Consider the following 17,445-nt stretch of genomic DNA (forward strand, 5'->3'; position numbering starts at 1 on the left):
ACCTCGATGCGCGGGCCGCAGCTTTAAGCTGACCGGTCCAAATGTCGCGGTCCTCTGTGGCGTCGAAGCGCTTTCCGCTCAGTGATGAGTGGTTGGCGCGATTTCGCTTTGTGCGGTTTGTCCGCGGAAGGCGGCCCCTCGGGCGGGTAGTCCGGAGAATTTGCGGACCCGGTGACGGGCCGCGGCAAGACAGCGGACCCGAAAGGGGCTGCGGCGAACACAAAAGGGTAAGGCCAGGATGCCGACGATCAACCAGCTGATCGCTCAACCGCGGGAAGTGCAGAAGTCGCGTAAGAAGGTGCCGGCGCTGCAGCAGTCCCCGCAGAAGCGCGGCGTTTGCACGCGCGTCTACACCACGACCCCGAAGAAGCCGAACTCGGCGCTTCGTAAGGTCGCCAAGGTGCGCCTGACCAACGGCTTCGAGGTGATCGGCTACATCCCCGGTGAAGGCCATAACCTCCAGGAGCATTCGGTGGTCATGATCCGCGGCGGTCGCGTCAAGGACTTGCCCGGCGTGCGCTACCACATCCTCCGCGGCGTTCTGGATACCCAGGGCGTCAAGAACCGTAAGCAGCGTCGTTCGAAGTACGGCGCCAAGCGTCCGAAGTAAGCGGGAACCAAGTCCATGTCTCGTCGCCATTCTGCTGAAAAGCGTGAAGTCCTTCCCGATCCGAAGTTCGGGAACATCATCGTCACGAAGTTCATGAACTCGGTGATGTACGCCGGCAAGAAGTCGGTCGCTGAGGGCATCGTTTACGGTGCGTTCGGCCTCATCGAAAGCAAGACCAAGCTGAGCCCGCTCGGCGTGTTCGAGCAGGCACTCGAGAACGTCATGCCGACGATCGAAGTGCGCTCCCGCCGCGTCGGTGGCGCGACCTACCAGGTTCCGGTCGAAGTTCGCACGGTGCGCCGTCAGGCGCTGGGCATTCGTTGGCTGATCTCGGCTGCGCGCGATCGCAACGAGAAGACGATGACCGAGCGGCTCTCTGCGGAGCTCCTGGACGCGTCGAACAACCGGGGTAACGCCGTCAAGAAGCGCGAAGACGTGCACCGGATGGCGGAAGCCAACCGCGCCTTCTCGCACTATCGCTGGTAACGGCGACACACGGAATCTAAGGAACACTCCATGCCCCGCGTTCATGCCATAGAGAATTACCGCAACTTCGGTATCATGGCACATATCGATGCCGGCAAGACCACGACTACCGAGCGCATCCTCTATTACACCGGCAAGAGCCACAAGATCGGCGAAGTGCACGAAGGTGCCGCGACGATGGACTGGATGGAGCAGGAGCAGGAGCGCGGCATCACGATTACGTCGGCCGCGACCACCGCGTTCTGGGAAGGCAAGCGTCTCAACATCATCGACACGCCCGGCCACGTCGACTTCACCATTGAAGTCGAGCGCAGCTTGCGCGTGCTCGACGGCGCCGTGTGCGTGCTCGACTCCAACCAGGGCGTCGAGCCCCAGACCGAGACCGTCTGGCGTCAGGGTGACAAGTACAAGGTTCCGCGCATCGTCTTCGCCAACAAGATGGATAAGACCGGCGCCGACTTCTACAAGTGCATGCAGGACATTATCGATCGTCTCGGCGCAAAGCCGATCGCGATCCAACTTCCGATCGGCTCCGAGAACAACTTCAAGGGCCTGGTCGATCTCGTTCGTATGAAGGGCGTGGTCTGGGAAGAAGAGAAGCTCGACGCCAAGTTCGTCGACATCGATATTCCCGAGGACATGGTTGAGAAGGCCAAGGAATATCGCGAGAAGCTGTTGGAAGCCGCCGTCGAACTCGACGACGAAGTTCTTGCCGCTTACCTCGATGGCAAGGAGCCCGAAGAGGCGACGTTGAAGCGCTTGATCCGCAAGGCCGTGCTGACTGGCGCGTTCTTCCCGGTATTGTGCGGCTCGGCGTTCAAGAACAAGGGCGTGCAGCCCTTGCTCGACGCGGTCGTGGATTACCTGCCGTCGCCGGTCGACGTGCCCGCCATCAAGGGCGTCGATGAAGACGGCAACGAGATCGTTCGTCTGCCGGACGACAAGGAGCCGCTGGCTCTGTTGGCGTTCAAGATCATGGACGACCCGTTCGTCGGCACCATCACCTTCTGCCGCATCTATTCCGGCACGCTGCTGTCGGGTACCGGCGTCATCAATTCGACGCGCGACCGCAAGGAGCGCATCGGCCGCATGTTGCTGATGCATGCGAACAACCGCGAAGACATCAAGGAAGCCTATGCCGGCGACATCGTCGCGCTGGCTGGCCTGAAGGAAGCGCGCACCGGTGACACGCTGTGCGATCCCGACAAGTCGGTGATCCTCGAAAAGATGGAATTCCCCGAGCCGGTCATCGAGATCGCGATCGAGCCGAAGTCGAAGGCCGACCAGGAAAAGCTGGGCGTGGCGCTGGCGAAGCTCGCCGCGGAGGATCCGTCCTTCCGCGTGTCGACCGACCAGGAGTCCGGCCAGACCATCCTCAAGGGCATGGGCGAACTGCATCTCGACATCAAGGTCGACATCCTCCGTCGTACCTACAAGGTCGACGCGAACATCGGTGCGCCGCAGGTGGCGTTCCGTGAGCGCGTCACCAAGAAGGCCGAAGTCAAGTACACCCACAAGAAGCAGACCGGCGGTACCGGCCAGTTCGCCGAAGTGTCGATCGTGGTCGAGCCGAACGAGCCCGGCAAGGGCTACGAGTTCGAATCCAAGGTCGTTGGCGGTTCGGTGCCGAAGGAATACATCCCCGGCGTCGAAAAGGGCCTCAACAGCGTGATGGGTTCGGGCGTGGTCGCCGGCTTCCCGGTCGTGGACGTCAAGGTGACGCTGGTCGACGGCAAGTATCACGACGTCGACTCGTCGGCGCTCGCCTTCGAAATCGCTTCGCGTGCTGCATTTCGCGAGGCCTTGCAGAAGGGCAAGTCCGTCCTGCTCGAGCCGATCATGAAGGTCGAAGTGGTGACCCCGGAAGACTACACCGGCTCGGTCATCGGCGACCTGAATTCCCGGCGCGGTCAGATCCAGGGTCAGGACATGCGCGGCAACGCCAACGTCATCAACGCGATGGTGCCGCTCATGAACATGTTCGGTTACGTGAATAACCTGCGCTCGATGAGCCAGGGTCGCGCGACCTTCACCATGCAGTTCGACCACTACGCAGAAGCGCCGGCCAACGTGTCGGCAGAAGTCCAGAAGAAGTTTGCCTGATTGTCGTCGGTCTCGAACTGACGATTGAACGGAGAGTCAAATGGCCAAAGCAAAGTTTGAACGTAACAAGCCGCACTGTAATATCGGCACCATCGGTCACGTCGACCATGGCAAGACGTCGCTGACCGCGGCGATCACCAAGGTCCTCGCCGAAGCGGGTGGTGCGACGTTCACGGCGTACGACCAGATCGACAAGGCGCCGGAAGAGAAGGCGCGCGGCATCACGATCTCGACGGCGCACGTCGAGTACGAGACCAAGAACCGCCATTACGCGCACGTCGACTGCCCCGGCCACGCCGACTACGTGAAGAACATGATCACCGGCGCCGCCCAGATGGATGGCGGAATCCTGGTTGTGTCGGCTGCTGACGGCCCGATGCCGCAGACCCGCGAGCACATCCTGCTCGCCCGCCAAGTCGGCGTGCCTGCGCTTGTCGTGTTCCTCAACAAGTGCGATATGGTCGACGATCCGGAGCTGCTCGAGCTCGTCGAGCTCGAAGTCCGCGAGTTGCTCTCGAAGTACGACTTCCCGGGCGACAAGATTCCGATCATCAAGGGCTCGGCGCTCGCTGCTCTCGAAGATTCCGACAAGAAGCTCGGCCACGAGGCCATCCTCGAGCTGATGAAGGCCGTCGACGAGTACATCCCGCAGCCGGAGCGTCCGGTCGACCTGCCGTTCCTGATGCCGGTTGAAGACGTGTTCTCGATCTCGGGCCGCGGCACCGTCGTGACCGGCCGTGTCGAGCGCGGTATCGTCAAGGTCGGCGAGGAAATCGAGATCGTCGGTCTGCGCGCCACGCAGAAGACGACCGTCACCGGCGTCGAAATGTTCCGCAAGCTGCTCGATCAGGGCCAGGCCGGCGACAACATCGGCGCGCTGCTTCGCGGTACCAAGCGCGAGGACGTCGAGCGCGGCCAGGTGCTGTGCAAGCCGGGTTCGGTCAAGCCGCACACCAAGTTCAAGGCTGAGGCCTACATCCTCACCAAGGAAGAGGGCGGTCGCCACACTCCGTTCTTCACCAACTACCGTCCGCAGTTCTACTTCCGCACCACCGACGTGACCGGTGTCGTGCATCTGCCGGAAGGTACCGAGATGGTGATGCCGGGCGACAACATCGCGATGGAAGTGCACCTGATCGTGCCGATCGCGATGGAAGAGAAGCTTCGCTTCGCGATCCGCGAAGGCGGCCGCACCGTCGGCGCCGGCGTCGTCGCCTCGATCATCGAGTAATTACGAGAATAGGGATCGGCGAATAGCGAATGTGACATTCGCTATTCGCTATTCGCCACCCCACTGAAGAGAGACCACGGCAATGAACGGCCAAAACATTCGTATCCGTCTCAAGGCGTTCGACCATCGTATCCTCGATACGTCGACCCGCGAGATCGTGAACACGGCGAAGCGCACCGGCGCGCAGGTCCGCGGACCCATTCCGCTGCCTACCCGCATCGAGAAGTTCACCGTCAACCGTTCGCCGCACGTCGACAAGAAGAGCCGCGAGCAGTTCGAGATGCGCACCCACAAGCGCCTGCTCGACATCGTCGATCCGACCCCGCAGACCGTTGATGCTTTGATGAAGCTCGACCTGGCCGCCGGTGTCGACGTCGAGATCAAGCTCTAAGATTTTTGGATCACGTTCGCACCTAGCGGACAGAAAGAACAGGAAGCACGCCGATGCGCTCCGGAGTGATCGCACAAAAGGTCGGGATGACGCGGGTCTTTACAGAGGCCGGCGAACATATCCCCGTGACCGTGCTGAAGCTCGGCAATTGCCAGGTCTTAGGCCACCGCACTGAAGAGAAGAACGGTTATGTCGCTCTCCAGCTTGGTTCTGGCAGCCGCAAGACCGTTTACATGCCCAAGGCGGAGCGCGGCCAGTTCGCGGTCGCCAAGGTCGAGCCGAAGCGGCAAGTCGAGGAATTCCGCGTCTCCGCGGATCAGATGATCCCCGTCGGTGCCGAGATCCTGGCCGACCACTTTGTCGTCGGTCAGTTCGTCGACGTCACCGGTACTTCGGTCGGTAAGGGTTTTGCCGGCGGTATGAAGCGCTGGAACTTCGGCGGTCTGCGCGCCACCCACGGCGTGTCGGTCTCGCACCGTTCGATCGGTTCGACCGGTGGCCGTCAGGACCCCGGCAAGACCTGGAAGAACAAGAAGATGGCCGGCCACATGGGTGTCGACCGCATCACCACGCTCAACCTTCGAGTTGTCCAACTCGATGTCGAGCGCGGTCTGATCCTCGTCGAAGGCGCCGTTCCCGGCTCCAAGGGCGGTTGGATCCGCGTGCGCGACGCTGTCAAGAAGCCGCTGCCGAAGGAAGCTCCGAAGCCCGGCAAGTTCAAGGTTGCTGGCGAAGCGGACGCTGCTCCGGCTGCGCAGGAGGCGTGAGATGGAATTGAAGGTCACGACCCTCGAAGGTAAGGAAGCCGGCTCGGTCCAGCTTTCCGACACCATTTTCGGCCTCGAGCCGCGCCAGGATATCATTGCACGTTGCGTGCAGTGGCAGCTCAACAAGCGCCAGGCCGGTACGCACAAGACCAAGGGCCGCGCCGAGATCTGGCGCACCGGCAAGAAGATGTACAAGCAGAAGGGCACCGGCGGTGCTCGTCACGGTTCGGCCCGTGTGCCGCAGTTCCGCGGCGGCGGTCGTGCCTTCGGTCCGGTGGTGCGTTCGCACGCCACCGACCTGCCGAAGAAGGTCCGTGCGCTCGCTCTCAAGCATGCGCTCTCGGCCAAGGCCAAGGACGGCGATCTCGTCGTGATCGACAAGGCCGCGCTTGAAGCTGCCAAGACCAAGGCGCTGCTGGGCCACTTCTCCGGCTTGGGCTTGACCAACGCGCTGATCATCGATGGTGCCGAGCTCAACAACGGCTTTGCCGCTGCTGCCCGCAACATCCCAAACATGGACGTGCTGCCGATCCAGGGCATCAACGTCTATGACATCCTGCGCCGTCGGAAGCTTGTTCTGACCAAGGCCGCCATCGATGCGCTGGAGGCGCGCTTCAAATGACGAAGAACATCGAGCCTCGCCATTACGACGTGATCCTGTCGCCGGTCGTGACCGAAAAAGCGACGATCGCCTCGGAGCACAACAAGGTGCTGTTCAAGGTGGCCGCGAAGGCGACCAAGCCGCAGATCAAGGAAGCGATCGAGAAGCTGTTCGACGTCAAGGTCAAGAGCGTCAACACGCTGGTCCGCAAGGGCAAGACCAAGATCTTCCGCGGCAATCTCGGCTCGCAGTCGAACTCCAAGCGCGCGATCGTGACTCTCGAAGAGGGTCACCGGATCGACGTGACCACCGGTCTGTAAGGTCGCACGACGATGGCACTGAAGACATTCAATCCCACGACGCCGGGCCAGCGCCAGCTGGTCATGGTCGATCGTTCGGCTCTCTACAAGGGCAAGCCGGTCAAGGCGCTCACCGAAGGCAAGCATTCCTCTGGCGGCCGCAACAACACCGGTCGCATCACCGTGCGCTTCCGTGGCGGTGGTCACAAGCGGACGCTGCGCACCGTCGATTTCAAGCGTGAGAAGATCGACGTTCCCGCGACCGTCGAGCGGCTGGAATACGATCCGAACCGCAGCGGCTTCATTGCGCTGATCAAATATCAGGACGGCGAGCAGGCCTACATCCTGGCGCCGCAGCGCCTGGCCGTGGGCGACACCATCATCGCCGGCAACTACGTTGACGTGAAGCCGGGCAACGTCATGCCGCTCGGCAACATGCCGGTCGGCACGATCATCCACAATATCGAGCTCAAGATCGGGAAGGGCGGCCAGCTCGCCCGTTCCGCGGGTACCTATGCCCAGCTCGTCGGTCGCGACCAGGACTACGTGATCATCCGTCTGAATTCGGGCGAGCAGCGCCTGGTGCACGGCCGTTGCCGCGGCACGATCGGCGCGGTGTCGAACCCGGATCACATGAACACCTCGATCGGCAAGGCCGGCCGCAACCGCTGGCTGGGCCGCAAGCCGCACAACCGCGGCGTTTCGATGAACCCGATCGACCATCCGCACGGCGGTGGTGAAGGTCGGACCTCGGGCGGTCGCCACCCGGTCACGCCGTGGGGCAAGCCGACCAAGGGCAAGAAGACCCGCTCCAACAAGTCGACCAACAAATTCATTCTCCTAAGCCGCCACAAGCGGAAGAAGTAAGGATCGCCGGACATGGTTCGTTCAGTCTGGAAAGGCCCGTTCGTCGAGGGTTCTCTGCTCAAGAAGGCAGATGCCGCGCGCGCGTCCGGCCGTCACGACGTCATCAAGATCTGGAGCCGTCGCTCGACGATCCTGCCGCAATTCGTAGGCCTGACCTTCGGCGTTTACAACGGTCAGAAGCACGTGCCGGTGGCCGTCAACGAGGAAATGGTCGGTCACAAGTTCGGCGAGTTCTCGCCGACCCGGACCTTCCATGGCCACTCCGGCGACAAGAAAGCCAAGAGGGCTTGAGGATTAAACGATGAGCAAACCTAAGCGCGAACGGAGCCTCGCCGAGAACGAGGCCAAGGCGGTCGCCCGGATGCTTCGGGTGAGCCCGCAGAAGCTCAACCTGGTCGCCCAGCTCATTCGCGGCCGGAAGGCGGCTTCTGCTCTTGCCGACCTGCAGTTTTCGCGCAAGCGGATCGCGGTTGACGTGAAGAAGTGCCTGGAATCGGCTATCGCGAATGCCGAGAACAACCACGACCTCGACGTCGACGATCTCGTCGTGGCGCAGGCCTTCGTCGGCAACGGCCTGGTGATGAAGCGCTTTGCCGCCCGCGGCCGTGGCCGCTCGGGCCGTGTCTACAAACCATTTTCGCAGCTGACGATCATCGTTCGTCAGGTCGAAGCCGAAGCAGCGGCTTAAGGGACGCAGGAGCACACGATGGGTCAAAAGATCAATCCGATCGGTCTGCGTCTCGGCATCAACCGGACCTGGGATTCCCGCTGGTTCGCCGGCAAGCAGGAATACGGCAAGCTGTTGCACGAGGACGTCAAGATCCGCGAGATCCTGCACAAGGAGCTCAAGCAGGCGGCTGTCGCCCGCATCGTGATCGAGCGTCCGCACAAGAAGTGCCGCGTCACCATCCACTCGGCTCGTCCGGGCGTGGTGATCGGCAAGAAGGGCGCCGACATCGACAAGCTGCGCAAGAAGGTCGCGGACATCACTTCGTCCGACGTCGTCATCAACATCGTCGAAATCCGCAAGCCGGAGCTCGATGCGACGCTGGTGGCGGAATCGATCGCGCAGCAGCTGGAGCGCCGCGTGGCGTTCCGCCGCGCCATGAAGCGCGCCGTTCAGTCGGCGATGCGTCTCGGCGCGGAAGGCATCCGCATCAACTGCTCGGGGCGTCTCGGCGGCGCGGAAATCGCGCGCATGGAGTGGTATCGCGAAGGTCGCGTGCCGCTGCACACGCTGCGCGCCGATATCGACTACGGCGTTGCGACCGCGTTCACGACCTTCGGCACCTGCGGCGTCAAGGTCTGGATCTTCAAGGGCGAGATCCTCGAGCACGATCCGATGGCCCAGGACAAGAGAATGGCCGAAGGCGAGACTGGTGGCGGCGGCGATCGCGGCGGCCGGCAGCGCCGAGACAACGCGGCCTGAGGCCAGCACAGAGAATTTGAGGGCTTGAAGCCATGATGCAACCTAAGAAGACGAAGTTCCGGAAGGCGCATAAAGGCCGTATCCACGGCGTTGCGTCTTCGGGCGCGACGTTGGCCTTCGGCCAGTTCGGCCTGAAGGCGACCGAGCCTGAGCGCGTCACCGCGCGCCAGATCGAAGCCGCTCGCCGCGCGCTGACCCGCCACATGAAGCGCGCCGGCCGCGTCTGGATCCGCGTGTTCCCCGACGTTCCCGTGTCGAAGAAGCCCGCCGAAGTCCGCATGGGCTCCGGCAAGGGCGCGCCGGAACTGTGGGTCGCGCGCGTCAAGCCGGGCCGGGTGCTGTTCGAGATCGACGGCGTCAACACCCAGACCGCGCGTGAAGCGCTGACCCTGGCGGCAGCCAAGCTGCCGATCAAGACGCGCTTCGTCGAGCGCATTGCGGAGTAATGGCCATGGCCCAGATGAAGATCGAAGACATCCGCGCGTTGAGCCCCGATCAGCAGGATGACGCCATCCTGAACCTGAAGAAGGAGCGTTTCAACCTGCGCTTCCAGCGCGCCACCGGGCAGCTCGAGAACACCTCGCGCCTGCGCGAGGCCCGCCGTGACATCGCCCGGATCAAGACCGTCGCCGCGCAGACGCGCGCGAAGAAGAAGTAAGAGGCTAACGAAGATGCCGAAACGTACTTTGCAGGGCGTGGTCGTCAGCGACAAGCAAGCCAAGACCATCGTGGTGCGCGTCGATCGCCGCTTCACACACCCGATCTACAAGAAGACGATCCGCCGTTCGAAGAACTACCACGCGCACGACGAGAGCAACGAGTTCAAGCCGGGCGACATGGTGTGGATCGAGGAATCGAAGCCGGTTTCGAAGTTGAAGCGCTGGGTCGTGATCCGGGGCGAACACAAGAAAAGCGCCTGATCTGTTGGCTTTAGCCGACTGACTTCAGGGAAATGTTGAGCGCCGGCTGGGCTGGCGCAAAGAGAAGAGGACGAGGTGCATCAATGATTCAGATGCAGACCAACCTCGACGTGGCCGACAATTCTGGCGCACGCCGTGTCATGTGTATCAAGGTGCTCGGAGGCTCCAAGCGCCGCTACGCCACGATCGGCGACATCATCGTCGTCTCGATCAAGGAAGCAATTCCGCGTGGCAAGGTGAAGAAGGGCGACGTGATGAAGGCCGTCGTGGTGCGCGTCCGCAAGGACATCCGCCGCGCTGACGGTTCGGTCATCCGCTTCGACCGGAACGCTGCCGTTCTGATCAACAATCAGTCCGAGCCGGTCGGCACCCGTATCTTCGGGCCCGTGCCGCGCGAGCTGCGCGCCAAGAACCACATGAAGATCATCTCGCTCGCGCCGGAGGTGCTGTGATGGCCGCGAAAATCCGCAAAGGCGACAAGGTCATCGTGCTGACCGGCCGCGATAAGGGTCGCACCGGCGAGGTGTTCGAAGTGCGCCCCGATGCCGGCACCGCGCTCGTGCGTGGCGTCAACATGGTCAAGCGTCACCAGAAGCAGACGCAGGCCCAGGAGGGCGGCATCATCTCGAAAGAGTCGCCGATCCAACTGTCCAACATCGCGTATGTCGGCAAGGACGGAAAGCCGACCCGCGTCGGATTCAAGATTCTGGCGGACGGCAAGAAGGTCCGCATCGCCAAGAGCTCGGGAGCTGAGATCGATGGCTGAGGCCGCTTACACGCCGCGCCTGCGCGCGGAATTCGACGCGAAGATCCGGACGGAAATGACCGAGAAGTTCGGTTATGATAACGTCATGCAGGTTCCGCGTCTCGACAAGGTCGTGCTGAACATGGGCGTTGGCGATTCCGTCAACGACCGGAAGAAGGCCGAGAACGCCGCTGCCGAATTGACCCAGATCGCCGGCCAGAAGGCGATCGTGACCTATTCGCGCGTCGCGATCGCGACCTTCAAGTTGCGTGAGAACCAGCCGATTGGCTGCAAGGTCACGCTGCGCAAGGCCCGCATGTACGAGTTCATCGATCGCCTGGTGACGGTCGCGCTGCCGCGCGTCCGAGATTTCCGTGGCCTGAATCCGAAGAGCTTCGACGGTCGCGGCAACTATTCGCTCGGCCTCAAGGAACACATCATTTTCCCCGAGATCGACTTCGACAAGGTCACGGAATCGCGCGGTATGGACATCACCGTCTGCACCACGGCCAAGACCGACGACGAGGCGAGGGCCTTGTTGACCGCTTTCAATTTCCCGTTCCGGCAGTGAGACGCTGACGTAAAGCCTCTCAAACGCGGATACCCAGGAGCCAAGCATGGCAAAGAAGAGTTCAGTCGAGAAGAACAACCGGCGCAAGCGGATGACGAAGAACGCCGCCCCGAAGCGCGCGCGGTTGAAGGCGATCATCGCCGACAAGACGCTGCCGATGGAGGAGCGGTTCGCCGCGACCCTGAAGCTTGCGGAAATGCCGCGTAATTCGTCGGCCACCCGCATCCGTCTGCGTTGCGAGCTGTCGGGCCGTTCGCGCTCGAATTATCGCTTGACCAAACTGTCCCGCATCGCAATGCGGGACCTTGGCTCCAGGGGCATGGTCCCGGGCCTCGTGAAGTCCAGCTGGTAAGGAGGGTCGTTTAGATGTCTACGCACGATCCAATCAGCGATCTGATCACTCGTATCCGCAACGCTCAGATGCGTTCCAAGAGCAAGGTCTCCACGCCTGGTTCGAAGATGCGCGAGAACGTGCTCGAGGTTCTCAAGACCGAGGGCTACATCCGCGGTTACGCCACGCTCGAGCACTCCTCGGGCCGCAGCGAGATCGAGATCGAGCTGAAGTATTTCGACGGCGAGCCCGTCATCCGCGAGATCGAACGAGTCTCCAAGCCCGGGCGTCGTGTCTACGCCTCGGTGAAGGCTCTGCCGCGGGTCAACAACGGGCTCGGCATTTCGGTGTTGTCGACGCCGAAGGGGATCATGGCTGACCACAGTGCGCGCGAAGCGAATGTGGGCGGCGAAGTTCTCTTCACGGTGTTCTGAGAAGGATTTTTGATCCATGTCACGAGTTGGCAAAAGGCCGGTAGCGGTGCCGTCGGGTGTGACCGCGGCCGTCGACGGGCAGACCGTCAAGATGAAGGGGCCGAAGGGCCAGCTTCAATTCGTCGTCCATAGCGACGTCGAGGTGAAGCTCGAGGACGGCCAGGTCAAGGTGAACCCGCGGGTCGAGACCAACCGCGCACGGGCCCTGTACGGGACCGCTCGCGCTCAGGTCGCGAATCTGGTCGAAGGCGTTACCAAGGGCTTCGAGAAGAAGCTCGAAATCACCGGCGTCGGTTACCGCGCCGCGCTGCAGGGCAAGAACCTGCAGCTCGCGCTCGGCTACAGCCACGACGTGGTCTACGCGATCCCGGAAGGGATCACGATCACCGTGCCGAAGCCGACCGAGATCACGGTGACGGGCAGCGATATCCAGCGCGTCGGCCAGGTCGCCGCCGAGATTCGCTCCTATCGTCCGCCGGAGCCCTACAAGGGCAAGGGCGTGAAGTATGTTGGCGAATTCATCTTCCGCAAGGAAGGCAAGAAGAAGTAACGGAGCCGGTCATGTCGAAAGCCAAGGTTACGAATGCCCGGCGCAAGCGCAGTGTACGGCTGAAGCTTCGCCGCTCCGGTGGCGGCCGTCCGCGCCTGTCGGTGTTCCGCTCGTCCAAGCACATCTACGCCCAGGTCATCGACGACCTGAAGGGCGAGACGCTGGCCTCTGCCTCCTCGCTCGAGAAGTCGATGCGCGATGGCGGCAAGACCGGCGCCGATATCGATGCGGCGAAGGCGGTCGGCAAGCTGCTGGCCGAGCGCGCCGCCGAGAAGGGTGTCAAGGAAGTCGTGTTCGATCGCGGCAGCTATCTCTATCACGGGCGCGTCAAGGCTCTTGCCGACGCGGCGCGTGAGAGCGGGCTGAGCTTCTAACAGAATTTGAGGATTGAGGCGTAAGCCTCTGAAGGACTGGAAAAACCATGGCAGAACGCGAACAACGTGGTGGACGCGATCAACGCGGCGGCGGACGTGAACGCAGGGAAGAGCGCGACAGCGAGTTCGTCGACAAGCTCGTCCACATCAACCGCGTCGCCAAGGTCGTCAAGGGCGGCAAGCGCTTCGGTTTCGCAGCGCTGGTCGTGATCGGCGATCAGAAGGGCCGCGCCGGCTTCGGTCACGGCAAGGCGCGCGAAGTGCCTGAGGCGATCCGCAAGGCAACTGAATCCGCCAAGCGCAACCTGACACGCGTCTCGCTGCGCGAGGGCCGTACGCTGCATCACGACATCGCCGGCCGTCATGGCGCTGGGCGTGTCTACCTGCGCGCAGCCCCGGCCGGTACCGGTATCATCGCTGGCGGTCCGATGCGCGCCGTGTTCGAGACGCTCGGCGTTCAGGACGTGGTCGCGAAGTCGATCGGCTCCTCGAACCCGTACAACATGGTTCGCGCAACCTTCGACGCGCTGAAGCATCAGGATTCGCCGCGCTCGGTCGCTGCCCGCCGCAACATCAAGGTGTCCACCCTCCAGTCCCGCCGTATCGGTGGCGACGCCGAGGCGGTTGCCGAATAACGGAAGCTTTCGGAGTAGACGCCCATGGCCAAGAGTGCCGTTACGACCGCAAAGACGATCAAGCTCGAGCAGACTGGCAGCGCAATCCGCCGCCATCACTCGCAGCGTTCGACGCTGATCGGGCTCAAGCTCAACAAGATCGGCCGCACCAGCGAACTGCCGGACACTCCGGCGGTCCGCGGCATGATCTTGAAAGTTCACCATCTCGTTCGCATCGTCGACGAGAAGTAAGCAAAGGCGCACGATCCCGAAAAGCGGGGACCCGTTTTCGGTGAAGGTCATGCGCAAGAAACAAGGAGCAGGGCGATGAAGCTCAGCGATATCGCCGACAATGCCGGCTCGCGCAAGAAGCGCATGCGCGTCGGCCGCGGCATTGGTTCGGGCAAGGGCAAGCAGGCTGGCCGCGGTGGCAAGGGTCAGACCGCGCGTTCGGGCGTGCGCATCAAGGGTTTCGAAGGCGGCCAGATGCCGTTGCATCGCCGTCTGCCGAAGCGCGGCTTCACGAATATCTTCCGGGTCGAGTTCGTCGAGATCAATCTCGACCGGCTCCAGGACGCGGTCGATGCCAAGAAGATCGACTCCGGCAGCGTCGTGAACGTCGAATCGCTGGTCAAGGCTGGCGTGCTCCGCCGCCCCAAGGGCGGCCTGCGGCTGCTCGGCCGCGGCGAGCTCAAGGCCAAGCTCAACATCGAAGTCCATGGTGCCACGAAGACCGCGATTGAAGCGGTCGAGAAGGCCGGCGGCTCGGTGAAGATCCTCGCGCCTGCCAAGGAAGAAGGCGAGGCGGCGTAACAACTGCGTCATTGGCCCGCGGTTCGCGGGCCTTTGCGCATGCGGGACGATGGACTTATCGAAGCCGTAGCCCCAGATAATGTCCGGTGTCCGGTATAATGTAGCCCGGCCGCGGGCATAACGGCGCAATAGGCGGCGGGAGAAAGTCCAAGATGGCCTCTGCAGCGGAACAACTGGCAGCCAATCTCAATTTCGGTGCGTTTGCCAAGGCCGACGAACTGAAGAAGCGCATCTGGTTCACCCTGGGTGCGCTGCTGGTTTATCGGCTCGGGACCTATATCCCGCTGCCCGGCATCGACCCCAACATCTGGGAGCAGGTGTTCCGCTCACAGGCGGGCGGCATCCTCGGCATGTTCAACATGTTCGCCGGCGGCGGCATTCACCGCATGGCGATCTTTGCGTTGAACATCATGCCGTACATCTCGGCCTCGATCATCATTCAGCTTCTGACCACCGTCTCGCCCCAGCTCGAGGCGCTGAAGAAGGAAGGCGAGTCCGGCCGCAAGCTGCTGAACCAGTACACCCGTTATCTCACGGTGATTCTCGCGGCGTTCCAGTCCTACGGCATCGCGGTGGGCCTCGAAGGCGCCGGCAACGTCGTCAGCGACCCCGGCATGTTCTTCCGCCTGTCCACGGCGATCACGCTGACCGGCGGCACCATGTTCCTGATGTGGCTGGGCGAGCAGATCACCTCGCGAGGTATCGGCAACGGCATCTCCCTGATCATTCTCGCCGGCATCGTCGCCGAGCTGCCCGCGGCGCTCGCCAACATGCTCGAGCTCGGCCGTCAGGGTGCGATGTCGACCGGCCTGATCCTAGTTGTCATCATCATGGCGGTCGCCGTGATCGCCTTCATCGTGTTCATGGAGCGCGCCCAGCGCCGGCTCTTGATCCAGTATCCGAAGCGCCAGGTCGGCAACAAGATGTTCGAGGGCCAGTCCTCGCATCTGCCGCTCAAGCTCAACACCTCGGGCGTGATTCCTCCGATCTTCGCCTCCTCGCTGCTGCTGCTGCCGACCACGGTTGCGAACTTCAACGCGGGCAGCGGGCCGGAATGGTTCCAGTGGATCACCACCCAGCTCGGCCACGGCCGTCCGCTGTTCCTGATCATGTATCTGGCGCTGATCGTGTTCTTCGCCTTCTTCTACACAGCGATCGTGTTCAATCCGACCGAGACCGCGGACAATCTGAAAAAGCACGGCGGCTTCATTCCGGGCATTCGTCCCGGCGAGCGCACCGCGGAATATATCGATTACGTGCTGTCGCGCGTCACCGTGCTTGGCGCGGTCTATCTGGCGATCGTCTGCTTGATCCCGGAAATCCTGATCTCCTACGCCTCGGTGCCGTTCTATTTCGGCGGCACCTCGCTGCTGATCGTCGTCAGCGTCACCATGGACACGGTGGCGCAGGTGCAGGGCTATCTGCTGGCGCATCAGTACGAAGGCCTGATCCGGAAGTCGAAGCTGCGCGGCCGCCGCCGTTAAGCGCGGCGTCCTCTCGGGCGGCGCGACTGCGCCCCCGATTCGTCGCGCGAGCAACGCGCGGCGCCTGCAGGGACGTCCAGCGAGCCATTCGGTCGCATCGGAAGAGCGGCTCTCCCTGTAGCGCAAACACTGATCTCAAAGGCCTTCTTGGCGTCCGGCCATTTGCTCCCCTATGATATGGGTGGCGGTGCGGCGCCGATTATGATTTGCACTGTAGTTGGACTTCAAAACACGGGTGCGCGACGTATCGCTCACCAATGCGGGGGGCGTACGCCGATGAGAATCATACTTCTGGGACCGCCGGGATCGGGCAAGGGGACCCAGGCGCAACTGCTGGTGCAGCGCTATGGCATCGTCCAGCTCTCGACCGGCGAGATGTTGCGCGCGGCCGTTGCGGCCGGAACGCCGGTCGGACTCAAGGCCAAGGAGATCATGGCCAGCGGCGGCCTCGTGCCCGACGATGTCGTGGTCGGAATCATCTCCGACCGGATCGATCAGCCGGACGCCAGAAACGGTTTCATCCTCGACGGTTTCCCGCGTACCGTGCCGCAGGCCGAGGCGCTGGATGAGCTGCTCAAGCACAAGCACCTCAAGCTCGACGCCGTGATCGAGCTCCGCGTCAACGAGAGCGCGCTCCTGAGTCGTGTCGAAACTCGCGTCGCCCAGATGCGGGAGCGCGGGGAGGAGGTCCGACTCGACGACACTCCGGAGGTTCTGACCAAGCGACTCGCCAGCTACCGCAACCAGACGGAACCGCTGATTCACTACTATTCCGAGCGGCGGAAGCTTTCGACCATCGACGGCATGATGGCCATCGACGAGGTCACCCGCGCCATTCATCGCCAGCTCCTGGCGCTCGGAGCGGTCGAGCCCAAGACGCATGGCAGGACCCGCGCCCGGAGCGCGGCCAAGGCGGCCCTGGCCAAAAAGGCCAAAGCGGCGAAGAAATCGGCCAAAAAGCCGACCAGAACAGCCAAAAAGGCTGCAAAATCCGCCAAAAAAGCCGGCAAGAAGGCCGTGACGGGTGCCAAGAAGGCGGTCAAGAAAGCCGGCAAGAAGGCGACCAACAAAAAGACGACCAAAAAGGCTGCCAAGAAGGCTGTCAAAAAGGGTGCCAAAAAGACTGCAAAAAAGGTCACGAAAAAGCGAGCCAAGCGCTAGCGGCGGTTGACGAAAGCCCCCTGAATCCCCTAATAAGCCCCGCATCCAAGTCGGATAGTTTAAAACGATGCCGGGCCCCAGGAAGACCAGGGGTGGGCGTCGTGTTCGCGTTTGTGAACACCTGCCCGAGAAACCAAGCACTTAAAGCCAGATTCCTGACGAGGGATCGGCGACAGGAGAGAAGGCCGTGGCCCGTATTGCCGGCGTGAACATTCCGACCAACAAGCGCGTTCTGATCGCGCTCCAGTACATCCATGGCATCGGCCAGAAGATTGCCGGTGAGATCATCGAGAAGGTGAAGATCCCCGAGGATCGTCGCGTCAATCAGCTCAGCGACGCCGAAGTGCTCCAGATCCGCGAAGTGATCGACCGCGACTATCTCGTCGAGGGCGACCTGCGTCGTGAGGTCGGCATCAACATCAAGCGTCTGATGGACCTCGGCTGCTATCGCGGCCTGCGCCATCGTCGCGGCCTGCCGGTGCGCGGCCAGCGTACCCACACCAATGCGCGCACGCGCAAGGGCCCGGCGAAGGCCATCGCCGGCAAGAAGAAGTAAGTTTTCGAATCCAGATCGCGGCGTGTGGCGAAGGGGGATGACCCGTTCGCCGCGCGCCTTTCGTTCCATCAGGTGTAGCCGCTGGCACTACGGCGGCGTTTGAGATCT

At 62.5% G+C, this 17,445-nt stretch carries 28 protein-coding genes; all 28 read left to right on the forward strand.

The annotated features are described in order from the left end of the window. Window positions 1-238 precede the first annotated feature (238 nt). Window positions 239-610 carry a 30S ribosomal protein S12 gene (rpsL, locus tag ABIB00_RS09655; RefSeq protein ID WP_007603006.1) on the forward strand — a complete coding sequence of 124 codons (372 nt, stop codon included), beginning with the start codon at window positions 239-241 and terminating at the stop codon, window positions 608-610. Window positions 611-625: 15 nt separating this feature from the next. Then, window positions 626-1,096: a 30S ribosomal protein S7 gene (gene rpsG / locus ABIB00_RS09660; protein WP_247341158.1), complete on the forward strand. Its 471-nt coding sequence runs from the start codon at window positions 626-628 to the stop codon at window positions 1,094-1,096. Between the two features lie 30 nt (window positions 1,097-1,126). Continuing rightward, complete coding sequence (fusA, locus tag ABIB00_RS09665) at window positions 1,127-3,199, forward strand: elongation factor G (protein ID WP_247445972.1); 2,073 nt, start codon at window positions 1,127-1,129, stop codon at window positions 3,197-3,199. Window positions 3,200-3,239: 40 nt separating this feature from the next. After that, complete coding sequence (gene tuf, locus ABIB00_RS09670) at window positions 3,240-4,430, forward strand: elongation factor Tu (protein WP_247341162.1); 1,191 nt, start codon at window positions 3,240-3,242, stop codon at window positions 4,428-4,430. 82 nt (window positions 4,431-4,512) lie between these two features. Further along, window positions 4,513-4,821, forward strand: coding sequence for a 30S ribosomal protein S10 (gene rpsJ / locus ABIB00_RS09675; RefSeq protein WP_002712302.1), 309 nt, complete (start codon window positions 4,513-4,515; stop codon window positions 4,819-4,821). Between the two features lie 53 nt (window positions 4,822-4,874). Beyond that, a complete protein-coding gene (rplC, locus tag ABIB00_RS09680) occupies window positions 4,875-5,588 on the forward strand; it encodes a 50S ribosomal protein L3 (RefSeq protein WP_247341164.1) in 714 nt (237 codons plus the stop codon). 1 nt (window position 5,589) lies between these two features. Then, window positions 5,590-6,210, forward strand: coding sequence for a 50S ribosomal protein L4 (gene rplD, locus ABIB00_RS09685; RefSeq protein WP_247341166.1), 621 nt, complete (start codon window positions 5,590-5,592; stop codon window positions 6,208-6,210). Then, window positions 6,207-6,509, forward strand: a complete 303-nt coding sequence (locus ABIB00_RS09690; protein ID WP_007603019.1) for a 50S ribosomal protein L23 — start codon at window positions 6,207-6,209, stop codon at window positions 6,507-6,509. The genes rplD and ABIB00_RS09690 overlap by 4 nt, the downstream gene beginning before the upstream one ends. Window positions 6,510-6,521: 12 nt before the next feature. Next, the gene (rplB, locus tag ABIB00_RS09695) at window positions 6,522-7,355 is read left to right on the forward strand and encodes a 50S ribosomal protein L2 (protein ID WP_247341168.1); all 834 of its coding nucleotides are present in this window, start codon (window positions 6,522-6,524) and stop codon (window positions 7,353-7,355) included. Between the two features lie 12 nt (window positions 7,356-7,367). Further along, complete coding sequence (gene rpsS / locus ABIB00_RS09700; RefSeq protein ID WP_074116739.1) at window positions 7,368-7,646, forward strand: 30S ribosomal protein S19; 279 nt, start codon at window positions 7,368-7,370, stop codon at window positions 7,644-7,646. A gap of 10 nt (window positions 7,647-7,656) precedes the next feature. After that, on the forward strand, window positions 7,657-8,043 hold the full coding sequence (gene rplV / locus ABIB00_RS09705) for a 50S ribosomal protein L22 (protein ID WP_092034894.1): 387 nt from the start codon (window positions 7,657-7,659) through the stop codon (window positions 8,041-8,043). A gap of 18 nt (window positions 8,044-8,061) precedes the next feature. After that, window positions 8,062-8,784, forward strand: coding sequence for a 30S ribosomal protein S3 (rpsC, locus tag ABIB00_RS09710; RefSeq protein ID WP_247341170.1), 723 nt, complete (start codon window positions 8,062-8,064; stop codon window positions 8,782-8,784). A gap of 32 nt (window positions 8,785-8,816) precedes the next feature. Further along, on the forward strand, window positions 8,817-9,230 hold the full coding sequence (gene rplP, locus ABIB00_RS09715; protein WP_063982581.1) for a 50S ribosomal protein L16: 414 nt from the start codon (window positions 8,817-8,819) through the stop codon (window positions 9,228-9,230). 5 nt (window positions 9,231-9,235) lie between these two features. Beyond that, window positions 9,236-9,442, forward strand: a complete 207-nt coding sequence (gene rpmC / locus ABIB00_RS09720; protein ID WP_007603026.1) for a 50S ribosomal protein L29 — start codon at window positions 9,236-9,238, stop codon at window positions 9,440-9,442. A 13-nt stretch (window positions 9,443-9,455) separates the two neighbouring features. Beyond that, window positions 9,456-9,704: a 30S ribosomal protein S17 gene (gene rpsQ / locus ABIB00_RS09725; RefSeq protein ID WP_247341172.1), complete on the forward strand. Its 249-nt coding sequence runs from the start codon at window positions 9,456-9,458 to the stop codon at window positions 9,702-9,704. A gap of 83 nt (window positions 9,705-9,787) precedes the next feature. Further along, on the forward strand, window positions 9,788-10,156 hold the full coding sequence (gene rplN / locus ABIB00_RS09730) for a 50S ribosomal protein L14 (RefSeq protein WP_007603030.1): 369 nt from the start codon (window positions 9,788-9,790) through the stop codon (window positions 10,154-10,156). Further along, the gene (gene rplX / locus ABIB00_RS09735; protein WP_247341174.1) at window positions 10,156-10,470 is read left to right on the forward strand and encodes a 50S ribosomal protein L24; all 315 of its coding nucleotides are present in this window, start codon (window positions 10,156-10,158) and stop codon (window positions 10,468-10,470) included. Before rplN ends, rplX begins: the two co-directional genes overlap by 1 nt. Next, the gene (gene rplE, locus ABIB00_RS09740) at window positions 10,463-11,020 is read left to right on the forward strand and encodes a 50S ribosomal protein L5 (RefSeq protein WP_247341176.1); all 558 of its coding nucleotides are present in this window, start codon (window positions 10,463-10,465) and stop codon (window positions 11,018-11,020) included. Before rplX ends, rplE begins: the two co-directional genes overlap by 8 nt. Before the next feature lie 46 nt (window positions 11,021-11,066). Further along, window positions 11,067-11,372, forward strand: a complete 306-nt coding sequence (gene rpsN / locus ABIB00_RS09745) for a 30S ribosomal protein S14 (protein ID WP_247341178.1) — start codon at window positions 11,067-11,069, stop codon at window positions 11,370-11,372. A gap of 14 nt (window positions 11,373-11,386) precedes the next feature. Then, window positions 11,387-11,785, forward strand: a complete 399-nt coding sequence (gene rpsH / locus ABIB00_RS09750) for a 30S ribosomal protein S8 (protein WP_008136338.1) — start codon at window positions 11,387-11,389, stop codon at window positions 11,783-11,785. A gap of 16 nt (window positions 11,786-11,801) precedes the next feature. Continuing rightward, window positions 11,802-12,335 carry a 50S ribosomal protein L6 gene (rplF, locus tag ABIB00_RS09755; RefSeq protein WP_247341181.1) on the forward strand — a complete coding sequence of 178 codons (534 nt, stop codon included), beginning with the start codon at window positions 11,802-11,804 and terminating at the stop codon, window positions 12,333-12,335. A gap of 11 nt (window positions 12,336-12,346) precedes the next feature. Continuing rightward, complete coding sequence (gene rplR / locus ABIB00_RS09760) at window positions 12,347-12,709, forward strand: 50S ribosomal protein L18 (protein ID WP_007603036.1); 363 nt, start codon at window positions 12,347-12,349, stop codon at window positions 12,707-12,709. Between the two features lie 47 nt (window positions 12,710-12,756). Then, window positions 12,757-13,344 (forward strand): 30S ribosomal protein S5, encoded by a 588-nt coding sequence (gene rpsE / locus ABIB00_RS09765; protein ID WP_007603037.1) that lies wholly within the window; start codon window positions 12,757-12,759, stop codon window positions 13,342-13,344. A gap of 24 nt (window positions 13,345-13,368) precedes the next feature. Continuing rightward, window positions 13,369-13,575 carry a 50S ribosomal protein L30 gene (gene rpmD / locus ABIB00_RS09770; protein WP_211399432.1) on the forward strand — a complete coding sequence of 69 codons (207 nt, stop codon included), beginning with the start codon at window positions 13,369-13,371 and terminating at the stop codon, window positions 13,573-13,575. 75 nt (window positions 13,576-13,650) lie between these two features. After that, on the forward strand, window positions 13,651-14,136 hold the full coding sequence (rplO, locus tag ABIB00_RS09775; protein WP_354050817.1) for a 50S ribosomal protein L15: 486 nt from the start codon (window positions 13,651-13,653) through the stop codon (window positions 14,134-14,136). 152 nt (window positions 14,137-14,288) lie between these two features. Further along, the gene (gene secY, locus ABIB00_RS09780; protein ID WP_246916884.1) at window positions 14,289-15,620 is read left to right on the forward strand and encodes a preprotein translocase subunit SecY; all 1,332 of its coding nucleotides are present in this window, start codon (window positions 14,289-14,291) and stop codon (window positions 15,618-15,620) included. A 276-nt stretch (window positions 15,621-15,896) separates the two neighbouring features. Next, the gene (locus ABIB00_RS09785) at window positions 15,897-16,781 is read left to right on the forward strand and encodes an adenylate kinase (protein WP_354050815.1); all 885 of its coding nucleotides are present in this window, start codon (window positions 15,897-15,899) and stop codon (window positions 16,779-16,781) included. A 187-nt stretch (window positions 16,782-16,968) separates the two neighbouring features. Next, complete coding sequence (rpsM, locus tag ABIB00_RS09790) at window positions 16,969-17,337, forward strand: 30S ribosomal protein S13 (RefSeq protein WP_092034909.1); 369 nt, start codon at window positions 16,969-16,971, stop codon at window positions 17,335-17,337. Window positions 17,338-17,445 lie beyond the last annotated feature (108 nt).

This window comes from Bradyrhizobium sp. LB14.3 (assembly GCF_040547985.1).
Lineage (GTDB): Bacteria > Pseudomonadota > Alphaproteobacteria > Rhizobiales > Xanthobacteraceae > Bradyrhizobium.

What these genes read in the sequence shown, in the direction of transcription:
- rpsL (WP_007603006.1), top strand. Translation starts at nt 239, where the DNA reads ATGCCGACGATCAACCAGCTGATCGCTCAACCGCGGGAAGTGCAGAAG.
- rpsG (WP_247341158.1), top strand. Translation starts at nt 626, where the DNA reads ATGTCTCGTCGCCATTCTGCTGAAAAGCGTGAAGTCCTTCCCGATCCG.
- fusA (WP_247445972.1), top strand. Translation starts at nt 1,127, where the DNA reads ATGCCCCGCGTTCATGCCATAGAGAATTACCGCAACTTCGGTATCATG.
- tuf (WP_247341162.1), top strand. Translation starts at nt 3,240, where the DNA reads ATGGCCAAAGCAAAGTTTGAACGTAACAAGCCGCACTGTAATATCGGC.
- rpsJ (WP_002712302.1), top strand. Translation starts at nt 4,513, where the DNA reads ATGAACGGCCAAAACATTCGTATCCGTCTCAAGGCGTTCGACCATCGT.
- rplC (WP_247341164.1), top strand. Translation starts at nt 4,875, where the DNA reads ATGCGCTCCGGAGTGATCGCACAAAAGGTCGGGATGACGCGGGTCTTT.
- rplD (WP_247341166.1), top strand. Translation starts at nt 5,590, where the DNA reads ATGGAATTGAAGGTCACGACCCTCGAAGGTAAGGAAGCCGGCTCGGTC.
- ABIB00_RS09690 (WP_007603019.1), top strand. Translation starts at nt 6,207, where the DNA reads ATGACGAAGAACATCGAGCCTCGCCATTACGACGTGATCCTGTCGCCG.
- rplB (WP_247341168.1), top strand. Translation starts at nt 6,522, where the DNA reads ATGGCACTGAAGACATTCAATCCCACGACGCCGGGCCAGCGCCAGCTG.
- rpsS (WP_074116739.1), top strand. Translation starts at nt 7,368, where the DNA reads ATGGTTCGTTCAGTCTGGAAAGGCCCGTTCGTCGAGGGTTCTCTGCTC.
- rplV (WP_092034894.1), top strand. Translation starts at nt 7,657, where the DNA reads ATGAGCAAACCTAAGCGCGAACGGAGCCTCGCCGAGAACGAGGCCAAG.
- rpsC (WP_247341170.1), top strand. Translation starts at nt 8,062, where the DNA reads ATGGGTCAAAAGATCAATCCGATCGGTCTGCGTCTCGGCATCAACCGG.
- rplP (WP_063982581.1), top strand. Translation starts at nt 8,817, where the DNA reads ATGATGCAACCTAAGAAGACGAAGTTCCGGAAGGCGCATAAAGGCCGT.
- rpmC (WP_007603026.1), top strand. Translation starts at nt 9,236, where the DNA reads ATGGCCCAGATGAAGATCGAAGACATCCGCGCGTTGAGCCCCGATCAG.
- rpsQ (WP_247341172.1), top strand. Translation starts at nt 9,456, where the DNA reads ATGCCGAAACGTACTTTGCAGGGCGTGGTCGTCAGCGACAAGCAAGCC.
- rplN (WP_007603030.1), top strand. Translation starts at nt 9,788, where the DNA reads ATGATTCAGATGCAGACCAACCTCGACGTGGCCGACAATTCTGGCGCA.
- rplX (WP_247341174.1), top strand. Translation starts at nt 10,156, where the DNA reads ATGGCCGCGAAAATCCGCAAAGGCGACAAGGTCATCGTGCTGACCGGC.
- rplE (WP_247341176.1), top strand. Translation starts at nt 10,463, where the DNA reads ATGGCTGAGGCCGCTTACACGCCGCGCCTGCGCGCGGAATTCGACGCG.
- rpsN (WP_247341178.1), top strand. Translation starts at nt 11,067, where the DNA reads ATGGCAAAGAAGAGTTCAGTCGAGAAGAACAACCGGCGCAAGCGGATG.
- rpsH (WP_008136338.1), top strand. Translation starts at nt 11,387, where the DNA reads ATGTCTACGCACGATCCAATCAGCGATCTGATCACTCGTATCCGCAAC.
- rplF (WP_247341181.1), top strand. Translation starts at nt 11,802, where the DNA reads ATGTCACGAGTTGGCAAAAGGCCGGTAGCGGTGCCGTCGGGTGTGACC.
- rplR (WP_007603036.1), top strand. Translation starts at nt 12,347, where the DNA reads ATGTCGAAAGCCAAGGTTACGAATGCCCGGCGCAAGCGCAGTGTACGG.
- rpsE (WP_007603037.1), top strand. Translation starts at nt 12,757, where the DNA reads ATGGCAGAACGCGAACAACGTGGTGGACGCGATCAACGCGGCGGCGGA.
- rpmD (WP_211399432.1), top strand. Translation starts at nt 13,369, where the DNA reads ATGGCCAAGAGTGCCGTTACGACCGCAAAGACGATCAAGCTCGAGCAG.
- rplO (WP_354050817.1), top strand. Translation starts at nt 13,651, where the DNA reads ATGAAGCTCAGCGATATCGCCGACAATGCCGGCTCGCGCAAGAAGCGC.
- secY (WP_246916884.1), top strand. Translation starts at nt 14,289, where the DNA reads ATGGCCTCTGCAGCGGAACAACTGGCAGCCAATCTCAATTTCGGTGCG.
- ABIB00_RS09785 (WP_354050815.1), top strand. Translation starts at nt 15,897, where the DNA reads ATGAGAATCATACTTCTGGGACCGCCGGGATCGGGCAAGGGGACCCAG.